Below are 24098 nucleotides of genomic sequence, written 5' to 3'. Positions count from 1 at the left end.
CTGGAATAGAGTGGTTCAGGAATAGGAACGCAGTTTACTGGCAGTTTGACCGCAGCGCGACGTTATCGATCCCGAGCGAAATGTTATCAATCGCCAAAGCCCCGCACGTGCTCAATCGATCGATTCCAGGCGCAAGGCATCGCCCAACAAACCCATGGCCGCCGCGAGGTCGTGGTCGCCGCCGAAGGTATGGCTCAGTCGCAGGTGTTGCGCGTGCAACCCCTGCAGGCTGAACAGCTCTCCTGGCGCAATCACCACCTGGTGCCTGAGCAGGCGCTGGAACACCCGACGCACATCGACCTGACGCAACGACCGGACCCAGATCGTCGCACCGCCCAAGGGTTCGACAAAGTGCAAGGCATCCCCCAGACGCTCCTGCAACAGCTGGGTCATATGCACCTTTCGGTCCTTGAGCAGCCGCCGCAACACCAGCAAGTGCTGATCGATTCGTCCATTGCTGTATAGCCGTGCGATGGCTTTCTGGCGAATAGGCGACAACCGGAATGAACGCAACAGGAAATGCCGCTGCAGTTCGACGCTCAATTGCCGCGAGAGCAGATAACCATAAGGCGCTTCCGGCCCGATGGATTTTTCAAAAGTGGAGAAAACGATCAGCCGATCCGGGTTCAGCAGATCGCGAAACCGCAGGCCGTCGGGCTCGAATGCGAGTTCGCCGTAGCAGTCGTTCTCCAACACCCAACTGCCATGACGCTCCAGAAGTTCAGCGGTTGACTGCTTGTTGCTGTGGGAAGCCACGCTGCCACGCGGCATGTTGAGGCCGGAAGAAAGCATGACCAGCCGCACCGGCTTGGTCTCCAGCAGTTGCTTGAGCTGCTCAAGGTCTAGGCCGCCATTGGCTTGCAAGGGCAACTCGATGACCTGGACGTCAGCGTCCTGGAGCAAGCGCAGGATCATCCAGTCGCAGGGAGACTCGACGACGACCGTGGCGTCTTTGAGGCACAGCACGGCGATCAGTATTTCCAGGACGCCACGCAAATCGGCGCCGATATAGACATCATCGGCGTGCCAGCAACGTGCCGGAGACGAGGTATAGCGTGCCGCCAATGCAGCGCGCAGTTCCAGTTCACCGCAAGGCTGTGAAGTCGGTTGCGGCGGACGCGGATACTGACGCAGCAGCTCTCTTTCAAGCAGCAATAACGGGCTGTCCAGGGGCTGCAGCAACGCCGGTTCATCCGCGCTCAACACCAGCATTCCCGGCCGTCTGGCGTTCACATAAACCGTCTCGAGCAGGTCATTGCCGCTGCTGAGCGGGCGAATGGACGACACGGGCAGCGCGTAATAGCCGGATTTGGCGACCGAATACACCCGCCCTTCTTTTTCCAGCAGCGAATAGGCGTACTGAATCGTCGAAATCGATACGCTCAGACGGTCCGCCAATTGCCTTAAAGAAGGGAGGCGGACCCGCGTGTCGCTGACGGGCTCGTTGATGAGGTTAGTCAGGTAACGGTACACCGCCTGGTAGGCAAAGTCGGTTTCGCGGGGTCCTTTCATGGGTTATGACCGAACACGCCACGCGCCGCGTGGGGTGGGTGGATGAACGCGGTAACCCCGAGCATTTTCAACGACCCGTTGACCGTTCGCCACTTGCGGCGTTGCCCGCGTCGAGGCCCAGTGCATGCTCATTCTCATCACCGGCTTCCGGGCCCGGCCTCTCGCTCTCCGCCACCGGCCCCATCCGGTAAAGCGTGCCGATCAAGTTGACGGGCAACCCGCTGACGTCAACCATCCATTGCAGCACCTGCTCGGGCGCCGGCTTGCCCTGCATCGCCCGGTGCAGATCGGGCAACGCCACGAGCATGCCGGGGTGGCATTGGCGCAGAAAACGTTCAAGCGAGGCGCCGCTCTCGACAAAGGGCGCGAACAGCAAGCACACCAGTTGAGCTTCGCTCAAGCCGAGGCTTTTCTGGGCCTCGGCCGCCGCCAATGCACGCTGGTCGGACATTGTCGTCGGGTTACCGAACGTCTCCGTTGCCTGCTCGCAAAAACGCTCGGGAAGTTGTTTGCGACGCATCATGACCAAGGCCCGCTGTACATATTCAGCAACGCCTGCTTCATAGGTACGCCCATGAACAAAACAGGCCTCCAGCCCCCGAACGTGCGCGGAAATCGATAGGCTGACGAATTCGTCATCGCTGAGCTGGGCCGCCAGCTCGTCAGGCTGAAACCCGAGGAAATCGGTGAGCAGTGGCCAGCGATCTTCCAGATTGCTGACCAGCATGTCGTGAATATCGATGAAGGTCGTGCGCCGACACGCCTCAAATGATTCAGTCGGCCGCCACTCGGCCTGCGCATGTTCAGGATAAAACTCGCGGTAGCAATCGCTGCCCAGTTCATCCAGTCGTGCGAACAGCTCCTCGTAACCGGATTCAGGGTAATTCGATGCCTTGAGACCGGCCTTTTGTGCCGCACGGGTCAATCCATGCATGAACTGCTTTTGCTGACGAGGTGTATCGCTGCTGACCAACGCATCGACGCCTCGGTCCCAACGGCAGATTTGCCCATGAAACTCGCCCGCTGCCAGGTACCCGTCATCCCACAGGTCGAGCGGTCCGTTCCAGTTTCGCCGGTGACCAATCATCAACAGATTGAGACGGTTCGACTCGCGGCCCGCATCGGAAACCGGCGCCTGGTGGGTGAACGGCAAGACTTCCCGGTTATCGACCATCACCACGTCGACCCGAGGATCGTCGTAGAGAAACAGCGCACTGCAACTGCGATGGATGTTTTCAAGGGCCGTCGGGCTTGCGCCGTTCGTGCGCAAGGTCGCGACTCGCAGCTGGAACGTCGCAGGTGCCCGGCCGGCGATGCTCAATTGTGCGGCGCGCAGCAATGCAAGCGTGTAGCAACAGTCGCGGGTCCCGGACTGGATCGCCAACACCTTGTATTCGCCGATACGGTCCATGCCACCTGCGGAGACCACCAGACGCTGAATCATCAGCTGCAATGCCGTACGCTCCGCGCGCGAGAAAAAACTCAACAATCGCTGCAATACTTGCTGATAAACATAGTTCATTGCCTGTTCATGGGTATGGGTCATCATTGTTTACCTGTTACGCATAGGTTCGATGTCACGCAAACAACTGTATGCATTGCGCAAACGGCTGACTGACATGATTAAAGTGTTGCGCCTGATATCAAATGCTAACACTTAGTTTTGAGTAATTATTTGAAATGAATCGAGCTTATTTGTGAGCTCGCCCGCTCACGATTGCATGAAAGCCCCGCAGAACAAGCGTCCTGCGACTGCATGAGGGATCCTAGGAAATGTCCGACAGCGTCCCACAGACAGGTAGCACGAGAAATAAAGAAAGAAGTCGCCATTAATTTTTCAGTAATTGATCGATAACACGCTATTTGTTGAGTTTGTATTGCCGGAGCGCGAAGAAACGTATTTATCCAATACCCAGCCATAGCTCATTCCTTGAGATGAAAGTAATCATTCAATTATCGGGGCTTATAGGGTGATTAGAAGATACAGATTGAGAGCAAAAACCAGTTCAGTTGCTGAACTGACCCGTCGCAGATTGACGGAACGTCTCGGATTTTCGGAGGGGGAAATGCAAAAGTCCGTGCAAGCACGGACTTTTTTCAGCGGTGTTACGCAGGTTCGACCTGGAGTGCAACCCGTTCGCGACACGGGCATTCGTCCATGTAGCGGTGCGCCTCGACAAACTCGGAAAACGGGAAGACCCGAGTCTTGAGCGGCAGCAGCACGCGGTCAGCGGTCAGCTGGTTGATGTCACGCAAGGCACGCTGCAGGGCGACCTGGTCCTGGATGATGCCCAGCTCCGGCTTGCCGGTGAAGTTGCCGATACAGTGAACAAAGAACTGAATGTTCTTCTGGAACGCTGCGCAGGCCGGGAACGGCGTCTGGTTACCACCTTGCAGGCCGTACAGCACCAGGCTGCCACGAGGCGCGAGCACATCGCCGAGCAGTGACATCTGCGGACCGCCCAAGCCATCGAACACCACATCCACGCCGCGGTTATCGGTGTACTTGTTGATCTGCATGAGCAGATCTTCTTCCTCGGTGACGATTACTTTTTCGGCACCCAGCGACAGCAGGTATTCACGTTCTTCAGCGGTCTTGGTCGCGGCAATCACCCGCACACCCAAGGCCTTGCCCAGTTGTACGAACGAGGGACCGGCGCAGTGGCTGGCGTCGGTCACTAAGGCAAATTGACCGGGCTTGACCCGCGCCAGATCCATGTACGCAAAGTAGGCAATCAGCAGCGGCGTGTAGTGCACGCTGGCTTGAATCGGGCTCAAGACGTCCGGATAACGGGTCAGTGCCGAACGAGGCAGAACGATCTGCTCGCCGTAGACCGGATAGTCGTTGGGGCTTTCAGCCGGGAAGCTGGCGACCTTGTCACCGACTGCCAGGTCATCGACACCTTCGCCGACCGCCGTGACGACGCCGGACATTTCATGGCCAAGACCAGAAGGCAGGCGAGCGTGGGATGAGGCCAGGTTCTGGCGCCACAAAATGTCATACCAGCTGATGCCAATCGCTTCGACACGCACCTGCACTTCGCCCGGTGCGGGCTGTGCGGCTGCATGCTCTTCGCATTTGAGCACCTCGGCCGGACCAAACTTGTGAAAACGGATCGTGCGGGACATCGCAAACCTCGTCAAAGTAACCTCTAATGCCATGAACTCTATCTGGGCTTTCCAGCTAAGGCCATCNGTCGCTATTAATAGTCGACATGCCTGTCATTGATTCCGCAGCATCCATTGGATCAACGGTTGTCGTAAAAATCTGGAGCAGCCGATCAAGGGAAACTGAATTATTCGGTGCAGAGTAGCAGCCTTTCCCCGTAAGATTCATGCCGGCCATTGTTCTCATATGGCCGCTCTCGTCAAGCTTGATGACTCTTCCAGGACACAAGATGAACCGTAACGACCTGCGTCGTGTCGACCTTAACCTCTTGATCGTATTCGAAACCTTGATGCATGAGCGCAGCGTGACCCGCGCCGCCGAGAAGCTGTTCCTCGGCCAGCCGGCCATCAGTGCGGCCTTGTCGCGTCTGCGCGGGCTGTTTGATGACCCGCTGTTTGTGCGCACCGGGCGCAGCATGGAGCCGTCGGCACGCGCTGTAGAAATCTTCGCCCTGCTCTCCCCGGCCCTGGACTCGATTTCCACCGCCGTGAGCCGTGCCGCCGAGTTCGACCCGGCCACCAGCACGGCGGTGTTTCGTATCGGCCTGTCGGACGATGTCGAGTTCGCGCTGCTGCCGATGCTGCTCAAGCGTTTGCGTGCGGAGTCGCCGGGGATCGTATTGGTGGTGCGGCGGGCCAACTACATCCTGATGCCGAGTCTCCTGGCCTCCGGTGAGATCTCCATCGGCGTCAGCTACACCGCCGACCTGCCGGCCAATGCCAAGCGCAAAGTGCTGCGTCGCAGCCTGCCGAAACTGCTGCGNGCCGATACGGTGCCGGGGCCATTGAGCCTGGATGACTTCTGCGCCCGCCCCCATGCGCTGGTGTCGTTTGCCGGTGACCTGAGCGGCTTTATAGATGAAGAACTGGAAAAGCTTGGGCGTAAACGTCATGTGGTACTCGCGGTACCGCAGTTCAACGGGCTCAGCACGCTCATCAGCGGGACTGATATCGTCGCTACGGTGCCGGACTACACTGCTGACGCGTTGACGGCGGCAGGCGGTGTGCGGGCTGAAGATCCGCCGTTGCCGGTGCGTAGTTTTGAATTGCACATGGCGTGGCGTGGGTCGCAGGATAATGACCCGGGTGAGCGCTGGCTGCGGTCAAGGATTCAGATGTTCTTTGGGGATCCGGATAGCCTGGCCTGATCCTGAAGCTTTGTTGAGGCTGATGGCCTCTTCGCGGGCAAGCCCGCTCCTACAATGGAATGCATGTCCCTGTGGGAGCGTGGCTTGCCCGCGAAGGCCGCGACTCGGTTTCAAGCCAATCCCTTGCATTCTCCGCAACACAGAATTGTCATCAACCCAATTGATCGCCGTCCAATGTAAGGCGCATGCTAGAGGGCTGGCTTCAGACTTATATCATTCCGAATGATAGTTACCTTTGCTTCATTCGATTCGTGACATAGCACCTCGCCGCGCATGATCCGCCCATCTCAAATACATTGGCGGATGCACCTCATGGAACAGTCACTCAAACATTTGCGCTTCCCCCTGGCGATTTTGGCCGTGGTGGTGATGAGCGCCTGCGGCAAGGCTCCGGAGTCTGCCGCTACCATGCCCGCGGCCAAAGTCAGCGTCGCCAAGGTTTTGGAACAACCGGTCAATGAGTGGGACGAATTCACCGGGCGCCTTGAAGCGCCAGAAACCGTAGAAATTCGTCCACGGGTCTCCGGTCAGATTGATGAAGTGGCCTTCACCGAAGGCGCACTGGTCAAGAAAGGCGACCTGCTGTTCCAGATTGACCCACGCCCCTTCCAGGCCGAGGTCCGCCGCCTCGAAGCACTGGTTGCCCAAGGTCGTGCCAACGCCACCCGCAGTGAAAATGAAGCCCAGCGTGGCGAACGCTTACGCACCAGCAACGCAATCTCTGCTGAACTTGCTGACTCGCGCACCAGCGCTGCCCAGGAAGCCCGCGCCGCTGTCGCCGGGATTCAGGCGCAACTGGACCTGGCCAAGCTGAACCTGAGCTTCACCCGTGTTACCGCACCCATCAGCGGCCGCGTCAGCCGTGCCGAAATCACCGCCGGCAACCTGGTGACCGCCGACGTCACCGCACTCACCAGCGTGGTCTCCACCGACAAGGTCTACGCCTACTTCGACGCCGATGAGCGCGTGTACCTCAAGTACACCGAGCTGGCCCGCCAAGGCNGTCGCGGCGCCACCACNCCGGTCTACCTCGGTCTGTCCAACGAAGACGGCAACCCGCACCAGGGTGTGATGAACTTCGTCGACAATCAGGTCAACCCGAAAACCGGCACCATTCGCGGTCGCGCAGTCTTTGATAACGCCGATGGACAGTACACACCAGGCTTGTATGCCCGCTTGAAGCTGGTTGGCAGCGGCACCTACTCCGCTGTGTTGATCAACGACGAAGCGGTCGGCACCGACCTGGGCAAGAAGTTCGTGCTGGTGATGGACGGCGACAACAAACCGGCTTATCGCTCGGTGGAACTGGGGCCGAAGATCGAAGGCTTGCGCATCGTACGCAGCGGTTTGAACAAGGACGACACCATCGTCGTGAAGGGCTTGCAGCGNGTTCGTCCGGGGTCGCCGGTTGCACCTGAAGTGATCCCGATGGCCAGCGAACAAACCCTCGCGGCACTCGCACAACAACGACAAGCGCTGGAAGCCAGCAACCTGCCCCAAGTCGCACCTGCCAAGGTCGCGCCGGGTTCGGTTGTGAAATTGGCTGCTGCGACTCCACGCGGTTAAGGGACGACAACTCCGATGAATTTTTCCCAATTCTTCATTTCACGGCCGATCTTCGCAGCGGTGCTGTCGCTGTTGATCCTGATCGCCGGTGCAATCTCGCTGTTCCAACTGCCGATCAGCGAATACCCGGAAGTGGTGCCACCGACCGTCGTGGTGCGTGCCAACTTCCCGGGTGCCAACCCCAAAGTCATCGGTGAAACCGTGGCCGCTCCCCTGGAGCAAGCCATCACCGGCGTCGAGAACATGCTGTACATGTCCTCGCAGTCCACCGCCGACGGCAAGCTGACCCTGACCATCACCTTCGCCCTGGGCACCGACCTGGACAACGCACAGGTGCAGGTTCAAAACCGGGTGACCCGAACCGAGCCGAAACTTCCAGAAGAAGTGACGCGCATCGGTATCACCGTCGACAAGGCGTCGCCCGACCTGACCATGGTTGTGCACTTGACCTCGCCGGATCAACGTTACGACATGCTGTACCTGTCCAACTACGCCTTGCTCAATGTGAAGGATGAGCTGGCACGCCTGGGCGGTGTCGGTGACGTGCAGCTGTTCGGTATGGGCGACTACTCGCTGCGGGTCTGGCTCGATCCGAACAAGACCGCTTCGCGCAACCTGACGGCCACCGATGTGGTGACGGCCATTCGTGAACAGAACCGTCAGGTCGCTGCCGGTGCACTGGGTGCGCCCCCTGCGCCGAATGCCACCAGCTTCCAGTTGTCGGTGAACACTCAGGGCCGTCTGGTGACGGAAGAAGAGTTCGAGAACATCATCATTCGCGCAGGCGATAACGGTGAAATCACGCGCCTGAAGGACATCGCACGGGTCGAGCTGGGTTCCAGCCAATACGCCCTGCGTTCGTTGCTCAACAACCAGCCGGCCGTGGCGATCCCGATCTTCCAGCGCCCAGGCTCCAACGCCATCGAGATCTCCAACGAAGTGCGCGGCAAGATGGAAGAGCTGAAAAAGAACTTCCCGCAAGGGATGGACTACAGCATCGTCTATGACCCGACCATCTTCGTGCGTGGCTCCATCGAAGCGGTGGTGCACACCCTGTTCGAAGCACTGATCCTCGTGGTGCTGGTGGTGATTCTGTTCCTGCAAACCTGGCGCGCCTCGATCATTCCATTGGTGGCGGTGCCGGTCTCGTTGATCGGTACGTTTGCGGTGATGCACCTGTTTGGCTTCTCGCTTAACGCGCTGTCGCTGTTCGGCCTGGTACTGGCGATCGGTATCGTGGTGGACGACGCCATCGTGGTGGTGGAGAACGTGGAAAGGCACATCGAGCTGGGAGAAACGCCCGTAGAAGCCACCAAGAAAGCCATGCGAGAGGTGACCGGGCCGATCATCGCGACGGCGCTGGTGCTGTGTGCGGTATTTATCCCGGCGGCGTTCATTTCCGGACTCACCGGCCAGTTCTATAAACAGTTTGCCCTGACCATTGCCATCTCGACCGTGATCTCGGCGTTCAACTCGCTGACACTGTCCCCTGCCCTGGCCGCCGTGCTGCTCAAGAGCCACGATGCGCCGAAAGATCGCTTTACCAAAGTGCTTGATAAACTATTGGGCGGCTGGCTTTTCCGTCCGTTCAACCGGTTCTTCGAACGCGCCAGCCATGGCTATGTCGGCACCGTAGCCCGGGTTATCCGCAGCAGCGGTATTGCCCTGCTGTTGTACGCAGGCCTGATGGTGCTGACCTGGTTCGGTTTTGCCCACACCCCGACCGGTTTCGTGCCGGCCCAGGACAAGCAATACCTGGTGGCCTTCGCGCAATTGCCGGACGCTGCGAGCCTGGACCGCACTGAAGATGTGATCAAGCGCATGTCCGACATCGCGCTGAAGCAACCGGGCGTGGAAAGCGCCGTAGCGTTCCCGGGCCTGTCGATCAACGGTTTCACCAACAGCCCGAACAGCGGCATCGTGTTCGTGACCTTGAAGCCGTTCGACGAACGTAAAGACCCGAGCATGTCTGCAGGTGCGATTGCCGGTGCACTGAACGGCAAGTACAGCGGCATCGAAGAAGCCTACATGGCAATCTTCCCACCGCCGCCGGTACAGGGCCTGGGCACGATTGGCGGGTTCCGCCTGCAGATCGAAGACCGTGGCAACCTGGGGTATGACGAGCTGTACAAAGAAGTGCAGAACATCATCACCAAGAGCCGCACCACGCCGGAGTTGTTCGGACTGTTCACCAGCTACACGGTCAACGTGCCCCAGGTCGATGCCGCCATCGACCGCGAAAAGGCCAAGACCCATGGCGTGGCGGTCAGCGACATCTTCGACACCCTGCAGATCTACCTGGGTTCGTTGTATGCCAACGACTTCAACCGCTTCGGCCGTACCTATCAAGTCAACGTGCAGGCTGAGCAGCAGTTCCGCCAGGATGAAGACCAGATCGGCCAGTTGAAAGTGCGTAACAACAAAGGCGAGATGATCCCGCTGGCGACCTTCATCAAGGTCAGCGACACCTCGGGCCCTGACCGCGTGATGCACTACAACGGCTTTATCACCGCCGAAATCAACGGCAACGCCGCACCGGGCTACAGCTCCGGCCAGGCCCAGGCAGCGATTGAAAAGCTGCTGAAAGAGGAACTGCCCAACGGCATGACCTACGAGTGGACCGACCTGACTTATCAGCAAATCCTCTCGGGCAACACTGCACTGTTCGTGTTCCCGCTCTGCGTACTGCTGGCGTTCCTGGTACTGGCGGCCCAGTACGAAAGCTGGAGCCTGCCATTGGCGGTGATCCTGATCGTACCGATGACGCTGCTGTCGGCCATTACCGGGGTGATCATCTCCGGCGGCGACAACAACATCTTCACCCAGATCGGCTTGATCGTACTGGTGGGCCTGGCGTGTAAGAACGCGATTCTGATCGTCGAGTTTGCCAAGGATAAACAGCAGGACGAGGGTCTCAGCCCGCTGGCTGCGGTCCTCGAAGCGTGCCGTCTGCGTCTGCGTCCGATCCTGATGACCTCCTTCGCGTTCATCATGGGTGTTGTGCCTCTGGTGTTGTCCAGCGGTGCCGGTGCCGAGATGCGTCATGCCATGGGCGTGGCGGTGTTCTCCGGGATGATCGGGGTGACCTTCTTCGGCCTGTTGCTGACGCCAGTGTTCTACGTATTGATTCGTAACTTTGTGGAGCGCGGTGAAAAACGCAAAGCGGCCAAAGCCCTGAAACTGGAGGCGCAACAATGAGCCTGAAAGCCTTCCTGCCGAGCCTTCTGGTACTGGCCCTGAGTGCTTGTGCCGTCGGCCCGGACTACAAGACTCCAGCCACTGAGCCGGCGAACATCACTACCGCAACCGATGGCGCTGCCGGTCAGAAAAACTTCGATCGCTCGCGTTTCGAAGGCATCTGGTGGCAGCAGTTCGAAGACCCGACCCTCAACCAGTTGGTGACTCAATCGCTGCAAGGCAACCGTGATCTGCAGGTGGCCTTTGCCCGCTGGAAAGCGGCCCGGGCGATTCGCGATGACGTCAGCAATGACGCCATGCCCACCATCACCAGCCGCGCCAGCAGTGACTTGGGTAAAGGTCAGATTCCAGGCCAGACCACCAAACGGGTCAACAGCGAACGTTACGACTTGGGCCTGGACATGGCGTGGGAGATCGACCTGTTTGGCCGTATCCAGCGCAATCTGGAATCCGCCGACGCCGAACAGCAAGCGCTCGAAGCCGATCTGTACCAACTGCAAGTCACCATGATTGCCGAACTGGTGGATTCTTATGGCCAATTGCGCGGCGCNCAACTGCGCGAACGCATTGCCCTGGCCAACCTGAACAACCAGCAGGAATCACGCACCATCACCGTCAGCCTGCGTGATGCCGGCGTCGGCGACCAACTCGACGTGGAGCGTGCCGATGCACGCCTCGCCTCGGTCGAAGCCAGCGTGCCGCAGTTGCAGGCCGAACAGGTTCGGCAGAAAAACCGTATTGCCACCCTGTTGGGTGAGCGTCCGGACAAGCTGACTGTCGACTTGAGCCCAAAAGACCTGCCGGCGATTGCCAAATCCTTGCCGATCGGTGACCCGGGTGAATTGCTGCAACGTCGTCCAGACATCCTCAGCGCCGANCGCAAACTGGCCGCCGCTACTGCCCGTATCGGCGTGGCCAAGGCGGACCTGTTCCCGCGGGTCAGCCTCAGCGGCTTCCTCGGCTTTACCGCCGGGCGCGGTTCGCAGATCGGCTCGGCGGCCGCGAATGCCTGGGCGCTTGGCCCGAGCATCACGTGGGCTGCGTTCGACCTGGGCAGCGTGCGCGCCCGTCTGCGCGGCGCCGATGCCGATGCCGAAGGCGCGCTGGCGACCTACGAGCAGCAAGTGCTGCTGGCGCTGGAAGAATCGGAAAACGCGTTCAGCGATTACGGCAAACGCCAGCAGCGTCTGGTCTCGCTGATTCGTCAAAGTGAATCCAGCCGTTCAGCCGCAAACCTGGCCGAGATTCGCTACCGCGAAGGCACCGTGGACTTCCTCGTCCTGCTGGATGCCCAACGTGAGCGTCTGGCGGCCGAAGATACCCAGGCCTCGGCGGAAACCGATCTTTATCGTGGCATTGTCGCGATTTACAAAGCCCTTGGTGGTGGCTGGCAACCAGAGACAGTCGCCAGCAAGTAAGTTTGTAAAGAGCTCCTTTGGTTGGCCGCAACCAACCAATTTTTTAGCCCTGCGCCTCATTCGGTTGCGGGGCTTTTTTTTGCCGATGACTTGAACCCGCTGACCATCCCATGTGGGAGCGAGCTTGCNCCCCTTGCCCGGGGTTGAGCATTGCCTTGAAGTACTGGAGCAGCGGTTGCATGGGAACACTCTTCGAGCCATCTCCAGCAAGCGTAGTCACTGCTTCATGACTTCGACGGGTTTCAATGTCGACACGACTTGTAGGCAAAATCGCCAGCATCGTGCTGAGTCAGGGTTTGACTCACACGCCTACCTGACCGAAGCTGACAGCTCTGCAAAAGCTGCCAGCCCCCGGATTCCTGCATGCCCCAGTCCCGCCGCTACTTGCTCATCAGCCTCTGTGTCCTGTTCGCCATCGTTCTTGCCTGGCTTTTTCTGCGCAGCACAACCCCTGTGGTGCCGGAAGCCATCAAGCGCGGTTACAGCGAAGCGTTGACCCAGGCGCGCGCCGGGCAACCGGGGGCCGCACGGGTGCTCTACCAGCAACTGGGGCGCCCTGACCTGTCACCCAAGCGCCGTGTCTGGCTGCATGCCGAACTGCCGAATTACCCGAGCCCGCAAGCCCTGAAACTGGCGGATGCAGACCTGCAAAACCCTTCGGCCGACGTGCGCATTGCGGCCATCAAAAGCATTGGCGGACTGGTGCCCAGTGGGCAGCGCAGTTTGCTGATCGGACCGTTGCTCGATGACAGCGAACAAAACGTCCGGTCCGCCGCGATCAACGCGCTGCTGGGTTTGTCGCCGGATGACCTGGGCTTGTATTTCGGGCCGTTGCAGCAAGCCATCGATGCCTGGGAACGGGACCTGAAAAGTCTCCCGGAAAGCGCCGAAACCCAATACCAACTCGCCCGTCTGTACTTGCACAATGCCGAACTGAAAGAAGCGCAGCAGGCGCTGGAACGCACGCTGCAACTGGACCCAGGCAATCTGCCGGCGCTGGTGATGCAGATTGAAGTCCTGGATAAACAAGGCCAAAGCGACGCAGCCCGGCAATTGCTGGCGAAACAGTTGAAAGCTCAACCCGACTCGGCCTACCTGCAACATGCCTTGGGGCTTTGGTTGCTGCATCACGGGCAAAGTGAATTTGCCCTGCTTGGGCTGTCCAAAGCGGTCGAGATCGAGCCGAACAACAAGGATTACCGCTACGACCTGGCGACCACATTGCACGGTGAGCAGGAGCTGGAAGCAGCGCAAAAACAGTTGCAGGAAATCGTTCAGCGCCATCCGGCGGATCGCAAGGCGCGGGTGCTGCTGATCAATTACTGGAAAGAAAGCGGTCAATTGCAGAACGTGCAGATCCTTCTGGCGCTGTTGGAACAACTCAATCCAGACGATCCGGCGTTGCAGCAGGGTTTATAACGCCACTGATATCGCACCGGCAAAAAGGTTGAACCGTCGTCACGGCGAAAGGTCAAGTGATCAGGCAGTCCATTCAGGCACTTCAGGCCTGCTGCCTCGCTTCCCCTAGTCATGAGAGGGTTATTTTTGTCTACATCTAACGAGTTGTTCAGTGCAAAAGCCGCCACCGGCATCGAAGGTCTGGATGACATCCTGGCCGGTGGATTATCCCGCGGACACGTGTTTTTGCTGGAGGGTGAACCCGGAACCGGCAAAACCACCGTCGCTTTGCATTTTCTGTTGGCTGGCGCCCGTGCCGGCGAGCGCTCGTTGTACATCACGCTTTCAGAAACCGAGCGCGAGCTGCGCCAAGGGGCTTTGTCCCACGGTTGGGAGCTGGATGAAAACATTCACATCTTCGAACTGACACCGCCAGAAAGCCTGCTCAATGCAGAGCATCAGCAAAGCCTCCTGTATTCCTCGGACCTTGAGCTGGGCGAAGCGACCAAGCAGATTTTCGAAGTGGTCGAACGGGTCAAGCCGACCCGGGTGGTCCTCGACAGCCTCTCGGAAATCCGTCTGCTCGCGCAAAGCTCGCTGCGCTATCGCCGGCAGATCCTGGCGATCAAGCACTACTTTGTGCGCTACAACGCCACGGTGCTGTTACTGGACGACCTGACCACCGAATCCCTGGACAAGACCGTACACAGCGTGGCCCACGGGGTGGTTCGCCTGGAAGAATTGACGCCCACCTACGGCGCCGAGCGCCGTCGCGTGCGGATTGTGAAATACCGTGGCCAGAAGTACCGCGGCGGGTTCCATGACTTCACGATTATGGGCGACGGCGTGCACGTATTCCCTCGCCTGGTCGCCGCAGAACACCGCGGCGGTTACATCCGCCAGCAGTTGACCAGCGGCATCAAGGAAATGGACGCCCTGCTTGGCGGCGGCATCGAGACCGGTTCCAGCACGCTGATTCTCGGCCCGGCCGGCACCGGCAAGTCGCTGATCTCGATGATCTTCGCCGCGGCAGCCGTTGCCCGGGGTGAGAAAGCCGCGCTGTTTATCTTCGATGAAGAGCTGGGACTGCTGTTCGAGCGCATGAAAAACATGGGCATCGACCTGCAGGCGCTGCAAGACACCGGCAACCTGCTGATCGAGCAAGTCGACGCCGCCGAACTGTCTCCTGGCGAGTTCTCGCACCGGGTGCGGCGCTGCGTCGACGAGCGCGGGATCAAAACCGTGGTGATCGACAGTATCAACGGCTACCAGGCCGCAATGCCGGAAGAAAACTCACTGATTTTGCACATGCACGAGTTGCTGCTGTACCTCAATCGCCGAGGCGCCGCGACGTTCATGACCGTGGCCCAACATGGGCTGGTCGGGGACATGCAGGCCCCGGTCGACATTACTTATCTGGCTGACACGGTGATTCTGTTGCGNTACTTCGAAGCGCTCGGCAAAGTTCGCCGGGCCATTTCGATTATCAAGAAACGCACCGGCGCCCATGAGTCGACCATTCGCGAGTATCGAATCAGCGCCTCGGGCATGACCATCGGTGAGCCTTTGGATGCGTTCCAGGGTGTATTGCGCGGCGTGCCGACTTACCTGGGCGCCAGCCAGCCACTGCTCAAGGATGATGACCGGTGAGTGTTGTCGAGGCGATGTCGGAGCGCGCAATTATTCTCGCGCCGCTGGGACGTGACAGCCAGATTGCGCTGATGATGCTTCACGAGGCGGGATTCGAAGGGATTGTTACCCGGGACCTGGTCACGCTGTGCAGCGAGCTGGCGCAAGGCGCCGGCCTGCTGTTGATTTCTTCGGAAGCCTTGCTGGGTTGCGATCTAGAACCGCTGCTGGGCTTGATCGAGGAACAGCCGGCGTGGTCAGACCTGCCAATCGTACTGCTGACCCACCACGGCGGCCCGGAACAGAACCCCGCGTCACGTCTCGGCCCGCAATTGGGCAACGTGACCTTCCTCGAGCGCCCGTTTCATCCGGTGACGTTGATCAGCCTGGTCACTACCGCATTGCGTGGGCGACGACGGCAGTACGAAGCCAGGGACCGCTTGATTGACCTGAGCCAAAGCGAACTGCGGCTGCAAAACACGCTGGAAACCCTCGAACAACAAGTCGAGGAACGTACCGCCCAACTGCGCCACAACGAAGAAGCCCTCAGACAGTCGCAGAAAATGGAGGCTGTCGGCCAACTCACCGGCGGCATCGCCCACGACTTCAACAACATGTTGACCGGCATCATCGGCAGCCTCGAGTTGCTACGTCGACGCCTGGCCCGAGGTCGCACCGATGACCTGGACGGCCTGATTGATCTGGGGGTGACCTCGGCCAATCGCGCGGCAGGTCTGACCCATCGCCTGCTGGCGTTCTCCCGACGCCAGTCGCTGGATTCCAAACCCGTGGAAATGAATACCCTGGTGGTGTCCATGGGCGAACTGTTGCAGCGCAGCATCAACGAAAGCATTCAACTGGACATGCAATTGAGCGAGGACTTGTGGGTGGCCGAGGCCGACCCCAACCAGCTCGAAAGCGCCCTCCTCAACCTGGTGCTGAACGCCCGCGACGCCATGCCTGAAGGCGGAAAACTGGTGGTCAACACCTCGAATCAACGCTTGGACAAAGGTTTCACGCAGGTTCACAGCAATCTGCAACCGGGTGATTACGTCGTGCTGCGCGTGACCGACACCGGCTGCGGCATGCCGGAAGGCACCATCAGCAGGGCTTTCGATCCGTTCTTCACCACCAAACCGATTGGCCAGGGCACCGGTTTGGGCTTGTCGATGATTTACGGTTTCAGCAAGCAATCCCACGGCCACGTGACCATCGAGAGTGAAGTGGGCAACGGTACGACGGTCAGCCTGTATCTTCCGCGCTACAACGGTGCGCTAGTTGAGGACACGCTGGAAGATATCGCACACGCGCCTTATGCCCAGGACGGCGAAACCGTGCTGATCGTCGAAGATGATCCGGCGGTACGGGTGCTGGTCAGTGCGGTATTGAGTGAGTTGGGCTACGCCTTCGTCGAAGCAGGCGATGCCGACAGTGCAGTGCCGATTCTCGATTCCGGCCAGCGTATCGATTTGTTGATCAGCGATGTGGGATTGCCCGGCATGAACGGGCGGCAACTGGCGGAAATCGGGCGGCAACTGCGCCCGGAGCTGAAAGTGCTGTTNATCACCGGTTATGCCGAACACGCGGCGGTGCGCGGTGGATTCCTTGACCCTGGCATGCAGATGATCACCAAGCCGTTCACCTTCGACCTGTTGACGGCCAAGGTGCGGGAGATGATCCGAATCTGAAAGCCCCCATGGCGGGGGCTTCGGGGTTGTTTACGACAGCATTTCCTGCATCAGCTCTTGCAACACATCCAGATCGAACGGCTTGCCGAGGATCGGCGCCTTGCGCGTGATCGGGCTGTCGGTCTCGCGGATTTCCTGCGGATAACCGCTGATAAAAATCACTTTGAGCTCAGGTCGCAGCTTTACGGCCGGCTCGGCGATCTGCACACCGGAAATGCCACCCGGCAAACGAAAGTCAGTGATCATCATGTCCAGGTGCGGCTTGCTCGCCAGTATTTCGAAGGCCTGCTCGCCGTTTTCGGCCTGCAGCACCCGGTAACCCTCACCCGACAAGTAAGCGGACAATACCATCAGAATCGAGGGGTCATCCTCGACAATGAGTACTACATCTTGTGCATCTTCACTCATGGGAAGCCTTTGTTCGGTCAATAGCTGCTGATACGACCATAGGGTCGATCAGAGGTTGCGTTTATCCGGCTGTTTTCCTACAGCGGCAGACAAACGCGAAATAAGGCGCCCTCGTTGATCTTGCTCTCGACGGCGATGGAACCGCCATGGGCGGCGACGATCTGCTCGGAAATAAACAGCCCCAGTCCCAGCCCCGCGACCACGGTCTTGGCTGACACCCGTTCGAACTGTTGAAAAATGCGCTTCTGGTTTTCTTCGCTGATACCGATCCCGCGGTCCTGCACTTCGACCCGTGCCTGACCCTCGTGACTGTAGACCCTCACATCGATCCGGCTTTTGCCACCATAACGCAAGGCATTGGTCAGCAGATTTGAAATCACTTGCTCGATACGAAATTCGTCCCAGTTGCCGACCACTGGCTGTTCGGCGCTAAACGCAACGGAACACTCGGCGGCGTCAACCTGCGGCGCAAAGTTTTGCAACAGGTTGCTGACCAATTGCACGAGGTCAAATCTGGTCGAGCGGATCGACAGCTTGCCGGTGCGGATGCGTGACACNTCGAGCATGTCCTCGATCAGACGGATCAGGCTCTGGATCTGGCGCTCATCGCGGTCGACCATCGCGTGCATCTTGTCCAGCGTAAACGCAGCGGCGTTATCACGCGCCAGGTGCATCTTGCGCAGCTGGGTCTCCAGGATCAGCCCGTTAAGCGGCGTACGCACTTCGTGGGCGACGATCGACATAAAGTCATCACGCATGCGCACCGCTTGCTCCAGTTCATTCTGGGTGGTCTGCAACTGCTTGAGCAGCGCTTCCTGTTCGCGGCGAGCCTGTTCCAGTTCTTCGACCTGTTGCTTCATCGCTTTGCTTTGGCGGTACAGGTCGACGAAGACGTTGACCTTGCTTTTGACGGCGTGAATATCCAGAGGCTTGTGCAGGAAGTCCACGGCCCCGCTTTCGTAACCCTTGAACGCGTAGTTCAGCTCGCGGCCGGCGGCACTGACGAACACGATCGGGATGTTCTTGGTTTTCTCTGTACCGCGCATCAACTCGGCCAGTTCAAAGCCGTTCATGCCCGGCATCTGTACGTCGAGAATGGCCATGGCGAATTCGTGTTGCAGCAGCAACGACAAGGCCTCGTCGGCGCTCAATGCCTTGAAGACCTGGCGATCCTCGCGCTTGATCAGCGCCTCGAGGGCCAGCAGGTTTTCCGGCAGATCATCGACGATCAGCAATTTGGCTTGGATGTTACTTAGCATGCTATTTGTTCCAGCTCGACAAGCAGACGGCCGATGCCGCGTATAGGGAGAATGTGGTCTGGCTGGTGAGTATCCAGCGCCGCCAAGGGCATAGTCGCGACCTGGGCTTCGTCCGGATCCTGCACGATGGTCAGGCCACCAGACTGTTTGACGTGGGCCAGCCCTCGGGCGCCGTCGCGATTCGCGCCGGTCAGCAGCACGGCTGCCAGCTTCGGACCGTAGGCATCGGCAGCCGACTCGAACAGAAAATCAATGGAGGGCCGTGAGTAATGCACGCGATCCTCCAGGCTCAGGGAAAAACTGCGGTCCTGCTCCACTGACAAGTGATAACCCGGCGTGGCGAAATACAAGGTTCCGGCTTCCACATGGATTTTGTCGCAGGCTTCCCTGACAGGCATCGACACCCGGCGGGCAAAGACTTCGGCCAGTTGGCTACGGCGCTCGTCGGGCAGGTGCAGGACTACGATGATCGGCAGGACGAACCCCTCACGCAACGGACTGAGGATGTTGAGCAATGCCTCCACTCCACCGGCCGAAGCGCCGATCACGATAGCGTCTATCGAAGGCAAATCCGTTGCATTGTTCATGATTTGCGGTAAATCCGTTCTTGTTTGACCAAGGGCACAAACTGGTTGCCGAAAGCCGAAAAATCCGGGGTTTCCTTACTGCCCAAGACCAGGAACCCGCGATGACAAAGGGATTCATGAAACAGACCGAACGCGCGATCCTGTAATTTTTTATTGAAATAAATCAGAACGTTACGGCACGAAATCAATTGGGTTTCTGAAAAGACGCTGTCTGTCGCCAGGCTGTGGTCGGCGAACGTCACGTTCTCACACAACGTCTTGTCGAAAATCGCGTAGCCATACGCCGCCGTGTAGTAGTCGGCGAACGAACGCTGGCCACCTGCCTGCTGGTAGTTATGAGTGTAGGCGCGGACATTCTCCATGGAGAAAATCCCCTGTTTGGCCTTCTCCAGCGAGCGCGGATTGATATCCGTTGCNTAGATGATCGTGCGCTCCAGCAAGCCTTCTTCGCGCAGCAGGATGGCCATGGAGTACACCTCCTCCCCCGTGCTGCAACCGGCGATCCAGATCTTGATCGACGGGTAGGTCTTGAGCAACGGCACCACCTCCTGGCGGATCGCCAGGAAGTGCGACGGGTCGCGAAACATCTCGCTCACCGGNATCGTCAGCAATTGCAGCAACTGCATGAACGCGGTCGGATCGTGCAGCACCTTTTCTTGCAGGGCGGAAATGGTACTGCACTCGAATTGCACCAACGCGTGATTGACCCGACGCTTGATCGAAGCGCCGGAATAATCGCGAAAGTCGTAGCTGTACTTGAGGTAGATCGCCTCGATCAACAACCGCAGTTCGATCTCGCTGTTTCGCGCCACTGTTTCTATGCGTTCCACTAAATGCGTTCCATCTTCGGTAACCACACGCGAATCAGCGAGAACAAACGGTCCAGGTCGATCGGCTTGGCCAGGTAGTCGTTCGAGCCCGCCGCGAGACAACGTTCCTGATCGTCTTTCATGGCCTTGGCCGTCACTGCAATGATTGGCAGCTTTTTCCAGCGCGGGTCCTGGCGGATCAAGGTGGTAGCCTCGTAACCGTCCATTTCCGGCATCATCACGTCCATCAACACCAGGTCCACGTCGTCAACTTCATTGAGTTTGTCGATCGCCTCACGGCCGTTACGCCCGATCACCACCACGGCGCCCTTGTGCTCCAGGGCACTGGTCAGGGCGAAGATGTTACGCACATCGTCGTCCACCAACAGGATCTTGCGACCTTCAAAGACCTTGTCGCGGCTGCGGGCGGTCTTGAGCATCTTCTGGCGGTCATGGGACAGCTGGGATTCGACTTTGTGCAGAAAGAGTGTCACTTCGTCCAGCAAGCGTTCAGGTGAGCGCGCGCCTTTGATGATGATCGAGCGCGAATACTTGCGCAGCTCCGCCTCTTCGTCACGGGTCAGGTTGCGCCCGGTGTAGACGATTACCGGCGGGAACGAGCAGATGTCTTCGGTCGCCATGCGCTTGAGCAGCTCATTGCCGAGCATGTCCGGCAGTTTGAGGTCGATGATCATGCAGTCGTAAATATTCGTGCGCAGCAGGTCGAGCGCTTCCTGGGCGAAGCCGACGGCGGTGATTTCGATGTCCTCGTCGCCGATCAAGCGGGCAATGCTGTCGCGTTGCAGGTCATCGTCTTCCACCAGCAGTACGCGTTTGACCTTCTGGGTCAATTTGGCTTCCAGGCGGGCAAATACATCCTTGAGTTCTTCGCGGGTGGTGGGCTTGACCGCATAACCGATCGCGCCCATGTGCATGGCCGCCTCGACGCGATCTTCCACAGAGATCACATGCACCGGAATGTGGCGGGTATTGGCGTGTTCCTTGAGGCGTTGCAGCACGGTCAGCCCGGAATGGTCGGGCAGGCGCATGTCCAGCAGAATGGCGTCGGGAATGAACTCCTTGGCCAAGTCGTAGCCTTCATCGGCCCCGTGGGCGACCAGGCACTGGTAACCCAGTTCGTGGGCCAGATCGTAGAGAATGTTTGCAAAATTTGGCTCATCTTCCACCACCAGGATGCAACGGGTGGTGAATGGCGCCTTGCTGCGGTCATCGTCGAAACGCGGAATGTCGACTTCAGCGATCAGCGGCACCGGCGCGAGCGTTGCCACTCTCGGTTTTGCGGCGACCGGGGTAGCCTGCATCGGCGCGACCGGCGCATCACCCGGTTCTACGTATTGCTGCGGCAGCACGAGGGTGAACACACTGCCCTGCCCCGGCTCGCTGGTAACGCTGATCGAACCGCCCAGCAACGCCGCCAAATCGCGGGAAATCGACAAGCCCAGGCCCGTGCCGCCATAACGGCGATTGGTGGTGCCGTCGGCCTGGCGGAAGGCTTCGAAGATGCTGTCCTGCTGGTCGGCGGCGATGCCGATCCCGGAATCGCGGACGATAAAGGCGATGCCGTCGTTCGGCTGGGACGCCACCGTGAGGCTGACGGTGCCTTTTTCGGTAAATTTCACCGCGTTCGACAGCAGGTTCTTGATGACTTGCTCCAGACGCTGGCGGTCGGTGAACAGCATCATCGGCGAATCGGGCTGCAAGTCGACCTCGAATTTCAACTGCTTGTCAGCCGCCATCGGCTCAAACATCCCGCGCAGTCCGTCCACCAGACGCGCAACGCTGGTGTTCTCGGGGCGCATTTCCAGCTTGCCGGCCTCGACCTTGGAAATATCGAGAATGTCATTGATCAGATTGAGCAAGTCATTGCCGGCGGAATAGATCGACTCGGCGAACTTCACTTGTTCTGCGCTGAGGTTTTCCTGAGGGTTCTCCGCCAGCAGCTTGGCCAGAATCAGCGAGCTGTTCAGCGGTGTGCGCAACTCATGGGACATGTTGGCGAGGAACTCGGACTTGTACTTGCTGGAGCGCTGCAACTCTTCGGCGCGCTCTTCAAGCTGCGCCTGGGCCTGGTTGAGCTCAGTATTTTTCAAGTCCATCGCATCACGCTGGTCGGCCAGGATCTGCGCCTGATCGGCGAGTTGTTCGTTGGTCTGCTCAAGCTCGGCCTGCTGGGTTTCCAGGTGAGCCTGGGATTCCTTGAGAATGCGCGACTGCTCTTCCAGCTCTTCGTTGGCGGTCTTGAGCTCTTCCTGCTGCACTTGCAGCTCTTCGTTGAGTTGCTGGGTCTCGGCCAGCACTTCTTGCANGCGTTGGCGATAACGGGCAGCTTCGATGGACGTGCCAATATTGCCGGCAATCAATTCCAGCAATTCGACATCACGCTCTTCCAGCGGGCGCAGGAAGCCCAGTTCGATGACGCCGTTGACACGGTCGTCGTCGCTGGTCGGCATCACCAGCACACTGCGGGTTAAACCTTCGCCCAGGCCGGAGCTGACTTTGAAGTAGTCGCTGGGCACGTTATCGAGACGGATCAGGCGAGCTTGTCGCGCCACCTGGCCAACAATCCCTTCATCGCTGTAGATCTGCTGGTCACGTTCTTCCTGCTCGCGAGAAAACCCGTAAGACGCTATTCGCTTCAGGCCGCCATGTTCTTCGCGCACATAGATAGCGGCGACCGCAGTGCCCAGATACTGCGCGCAGAACTGCAGGATGTTGCGCCCCAGCAAATTCACGCTGAGTTGCCCCAGCACTTGTTCGGCCAGCTCGGTTTGACCGTTGCGTAACCAAGCCTGCTGTTCCAGGCGCCGGGCGATGGCCTGTTGCGCGGCGAGGTTGGCGCTGTAACTTTGGGACAGATTGAGCAAATCACGACGGCCGATGTAGGCCAGCAAACCGCTGATACCAAGGATGAACAACAGGTAAAGAGTGATGCTCCAGATCGTGGTGCGGCGCACTTCCTCGTTGCGCGTGGTGCGCAACTGCTGCTCCATGTCGATCACGTCTTCGAACTGCTTGCGGATCTCATCGGTCAGGCGCTTGCCGCGCCCGGCCCTGACGGCATTGCGATAATCGCCGCTGGTGCGCTGCAAATCGATCATTGATTGCGCGTAGTTGGCCCACTCCTCCTGCAAGGCCTGGAGCCGGTGCAGACGGTCGGTTTGAACCGGGTTGTCGGCCGTGAGTTCGAGCAAGGTATTGAGCGCGACCGCGATTCTCGGCTTGGCCGTCTCATAAGGGTCGAGGAAATGCTCATCGCCGCTGAGCAAAAAGCCACGCATCCCGGTTTCCAGATCAACGGTCAGCTTCACCGCTTCATTGGCGTTATTGATCACCCGGTCGGTGTGTTCAACCCACTGGATCACCGACAGCAGGTAAGTGATCAGCGAAACGAAGAACACCGCACTGAGCACACCGACACCCAACGGCAGGCTGATGTTGCGGCTCAGGAGTTTACGGAATCGTTGCTCATCAACCGAAGACGCAGGGGTCATGGGAAGGCCTTGTCGAACTGTTCAAAACCAAGGAGTTTGCCCCAAAACGGGCACATTGATCCAATTTTATGAAGCGTATTCGGGCAAACCCCCGCATTTAGCTGCTCTTGGTCAAAGGAGCGGTTATCCTGCCGCCTCTAGTACAGCTATTCTTTTTTGCGCAACGCCGGGAACTTGTCGGGATCTGCCACTTACTCATGCTGGAACCCGGCGATTTCGATCGACCTGCGACCCTGAATTTAACTTGAGAGCCCTCTTATGTCCTCCGACCCATCCATCATCCTGGTAGTAGAAGACGATGCCATCGTGCGCATGCTGATCGTCGATGTACTGGAGGAACTGGAGTTCAAGGTCCTTGAGGCCGATGGCAGCGAAAAGGCACTGGAATTTCTCAACGATGAAGATCAACACATCGATTTGATGATGACCGACGTGGGGTTACCGGTGATGGACGGCCGAGAACTGGCGACACAGGCGCGGATGCTGCGCCCTGAACTGCCGATCCTGTTTGCCAGCGGTTATGCCGAGAGCATCGAGGTGCCTGCAGGCATGCAGGTAATTGGCAAGCCGTTTTCCATTGATCAGTTGCGGGACAAAGTTAAAGGCATGCTCGAATAAATAAACAAATACACGTCTTAAAAGGCACCAAACCCTAAAGGGAGCGGTGCTTGTAATAGCCGCCAAGTGAAACTCATAACGTTCTGAAAGTAANCNCAAGCACTCATATAGCCTTCCCTGTTTATTGAAACAATCCATCACACTAACAACCTTGCTAAGTCACAAGCACTCATATAAGCT

At 58.7% G+C, this 24098-nt stretch carries 16 protein-coding genes; 8 read left to right on the top strand and 8 right to left on the bottom strand.

Features of this window, described 5'->3' with window-relative positions; translation table 11 throughout:
- Positions 1–111 precede the first annotated feature (111 nt).
- From B7L09_RS01290 to B7L09_RS01280, 3 genes are all read right to left on the bottom strand, one after another.
- Positions 112–1512: an aminotransferase-like domain-containing protein gene (locus tag B7L09_RS01290; RefSeq protein ID WP_094467422.1), complete on the bottom strand. Its 1401-nt coding sequence runs from the start codon at positions 1510–1512 to the stop codon at positions 112–114.
- A gap of 67 nt (positions 1513–1579) precedes the next feature.
- Positions 1580–3058 carry a hypothetical protein gene (locus B7L09_RS01285; RefSeq protein WP_094467421.1) on the bottom strand — a complete coding sequence of 493 codons (1479 nt, stop codon included), beginning with the start codon at positions 3056–3058 and terminating at the stop codon, positions 1580–1582.
- Between the two features lie 560 nt (positions 3059–3618).
- Positions 3619–4641 (bottom strand): zinc-dependent alcohol dehydrogenase family protein, encoded by a 1023-nt coding sequence (locus tag B7L09_RS01280; RefSeq protein WP_094467420.1) that lies wholly within the window; start codon positions 4639–4641, stop codon positions 3619–3621.
- 269 nt (positions 4642–4910) lie between these two features.
- On the opposite strand from B7L09_RS01280, the gene B7L09_RS01275 reads away from it, so the two are divergent.
- The 7 genes from B7L09_RS01275 to B7L09_RS01245 all read left to right on the top strand — a co-directional run bounded on the left by B7L09_RS01275 (position 4911) and on the right by B7L09_RS01245 (position 16725).
- Positions 4911–5828: a LysR family transcriptional regulator gene (locus B7L09_RS01275; RefSeq protein WP_094467419.1), complete on the top strand. Its 918-nt coding sequence runs from the start codon at positions 4911–4913 to the stop codon at positions 5826–5828.
- A 312-nt stretch (positions 5829–6140) separates the two neighbouring features.
- A complete protein-coding gene (mexE, locus tag B7L09_RS01270) occupies positions 6141–7394 on the top strand; it encodes a multidrug efflux RND transporter periplasmic adaptor subunit MexE (protein ID WP_094467418.1) in 1254 nt (417 codons plus the stop codon).
- Between the two features lie 15 nt (positions 7395–7409).
- On the top strand, positions 7410–10592 hold the full coding sequence (locus B7L09_RS01265; protein ID WP_094467417.1) for an efflux RND transporter permease subunit: 3183 nt from the start codon (positions 7410–7412) through the stop codon (positions 10590–10592).
- Positions 10589–12010 carry an efflux transporter outer membrane subunit gene (locus tag B7L09_RS01260; RefSeq protein ID WP_094467416.1) on the top strand — a complete coding sequence of 474 codons (1422 nt, stop codon included), beginning with the start codon at positions 10589–10591 and terminating at the stop codon, positions 12008–12010. The genes B7L09_RS01265 and B7L09_RS01260 overlap by 4 nt, the downstream gene beginning before the upstream one ends.
- Positions 12011–12373: 363 nt before the next feature.
- Complete coding sequence (locus tag B7L09_RS01255) at positions 12374–13429, top strand: HEAT repeat domain-containing protein (protein WP_094467415.1); 1056 nt, start codon at positions 12374–12376, stop codon at positions 13427–13429.
- A 126-nt stretch (positions 13430–13555) separates the two neighbouring features.
- Complete coding sequence (locus B7L09_RS01250; protein ID WP_094467414.1) at positions 13556–15058, top strand: ATPase domain-containing protein; 1503 nt, start codon at positions 13556–13558, stop codon at positions 15056–15058.
- A gap of 14 nt (positions 15059–15072) precedes the next feature.
- On the top strand, positions 15073–16725 hold the full coding sequence (locus B7L09_RS01245; RefSeq protein ID WP_438269284.1) for an ATP-binding protein: 1653 nt from the start codon (positions 15073–15075) through the stop codon (positions 16723–16725).
- A 30-nt stretch (positions 16726–16755) separates the two neighbouring features.
- On the opposite strand, the gene B7L09_RS01240 is transcribed toward B7L09_RS01245, so the two are convergent.
- The 5 genes from B7L09_RS01240 to B7L09_RS01220 form a co-directional block, all read right to left on the bottom strand.
- Entirely contained in the window at positions 16756–17133 is a 378-nt protein-coding gene (locus B7L09_RS01240; RefSeq protein WP_059405185.1) for a response regulator, read from the bottom strand.
- Between the two features lie 77 nt (positions 17134–17210).
- Positions 17211–18392, bottom strand: coding sequence for a hybrid sensor histidine kinase/response regulator (locus B7L09_RS01235; RefSeq protein WP_094467412.1), 1182 nt, complete (start codon positions 18390–18392; stop codon positions 17211–17213).
- Positions 18386–18979: a chemotaxis protein CheB gene (locus B7L09_RS01230; RefSeq protein WP_094467411.1), complete on the bottom strand. Its 594-nt coding sequence runs from the start codon at positions 18977–18979 to the stop codon at positions 18386–18388. The genes B7L09_RS01235 and B7L09_RS01230 overlap by 7 nt, the downstream gene beginning before the upstream one ends.
- Positions 18976–19809: a CheR family methyltransferase gene (locus B7L09_RS01225; protein ID WP_094467410.1), complete on the bottom strand. Its 834-nt coding sequence runs from the start codon at positions 19807–19809 to the stop codon at positions 18976–18978. The genes B7L09_RS01230 and B7L09_RS01225 overlap by 4 nt, the downstream gene beginning before the upstream one ends.
- Complete coding sequence (locus B7L09_RS01220) at positions 19809–23300, bottom strand: response regulator (protein WP_094467409.1); 3492 nt, start codon at positions 23298–23300, stop codon at positions 19809–19811. Before B7L09_RS01220 ends, B7L09_RS01225 begins: the two co-directional genes overlap by 1 nt.
- Positions 23301–23558: 258 nt before the next feature.
- Between B7L09_RS01220 and B7L09_RS01215 the strand changes: the two genes are divergently transcribed.
- Positions 23559–23918: a response regulator gene (locus B7L09_RS01215; RefSeq protein WP_094467408.1), complete on the top strand. Its 360-nt coding sequence runs from the start codon at positions 23559–23561 to the stop codon at positions 23916–23918.
- The last annotated feature ends 180 nt before the right edge of the window (positions 23919–24098 follow it).

The organism is Pseudomonas mandelii (genome assembly GCF_002251635.1).
In the GTDB taxonomy this organism is placed as follows: Bacteria; Pseudomonadota; Gammaproteobacteria; order Pseudomonadales; family Pseudomonadaceae; genus Aquipseudomonas; species Aquipseudomonas mandelii_B.
Note: the sequence above shows the minus strand (reverse complement) of the source record. Positions and strands in the feature narration are given on the sequence as shown.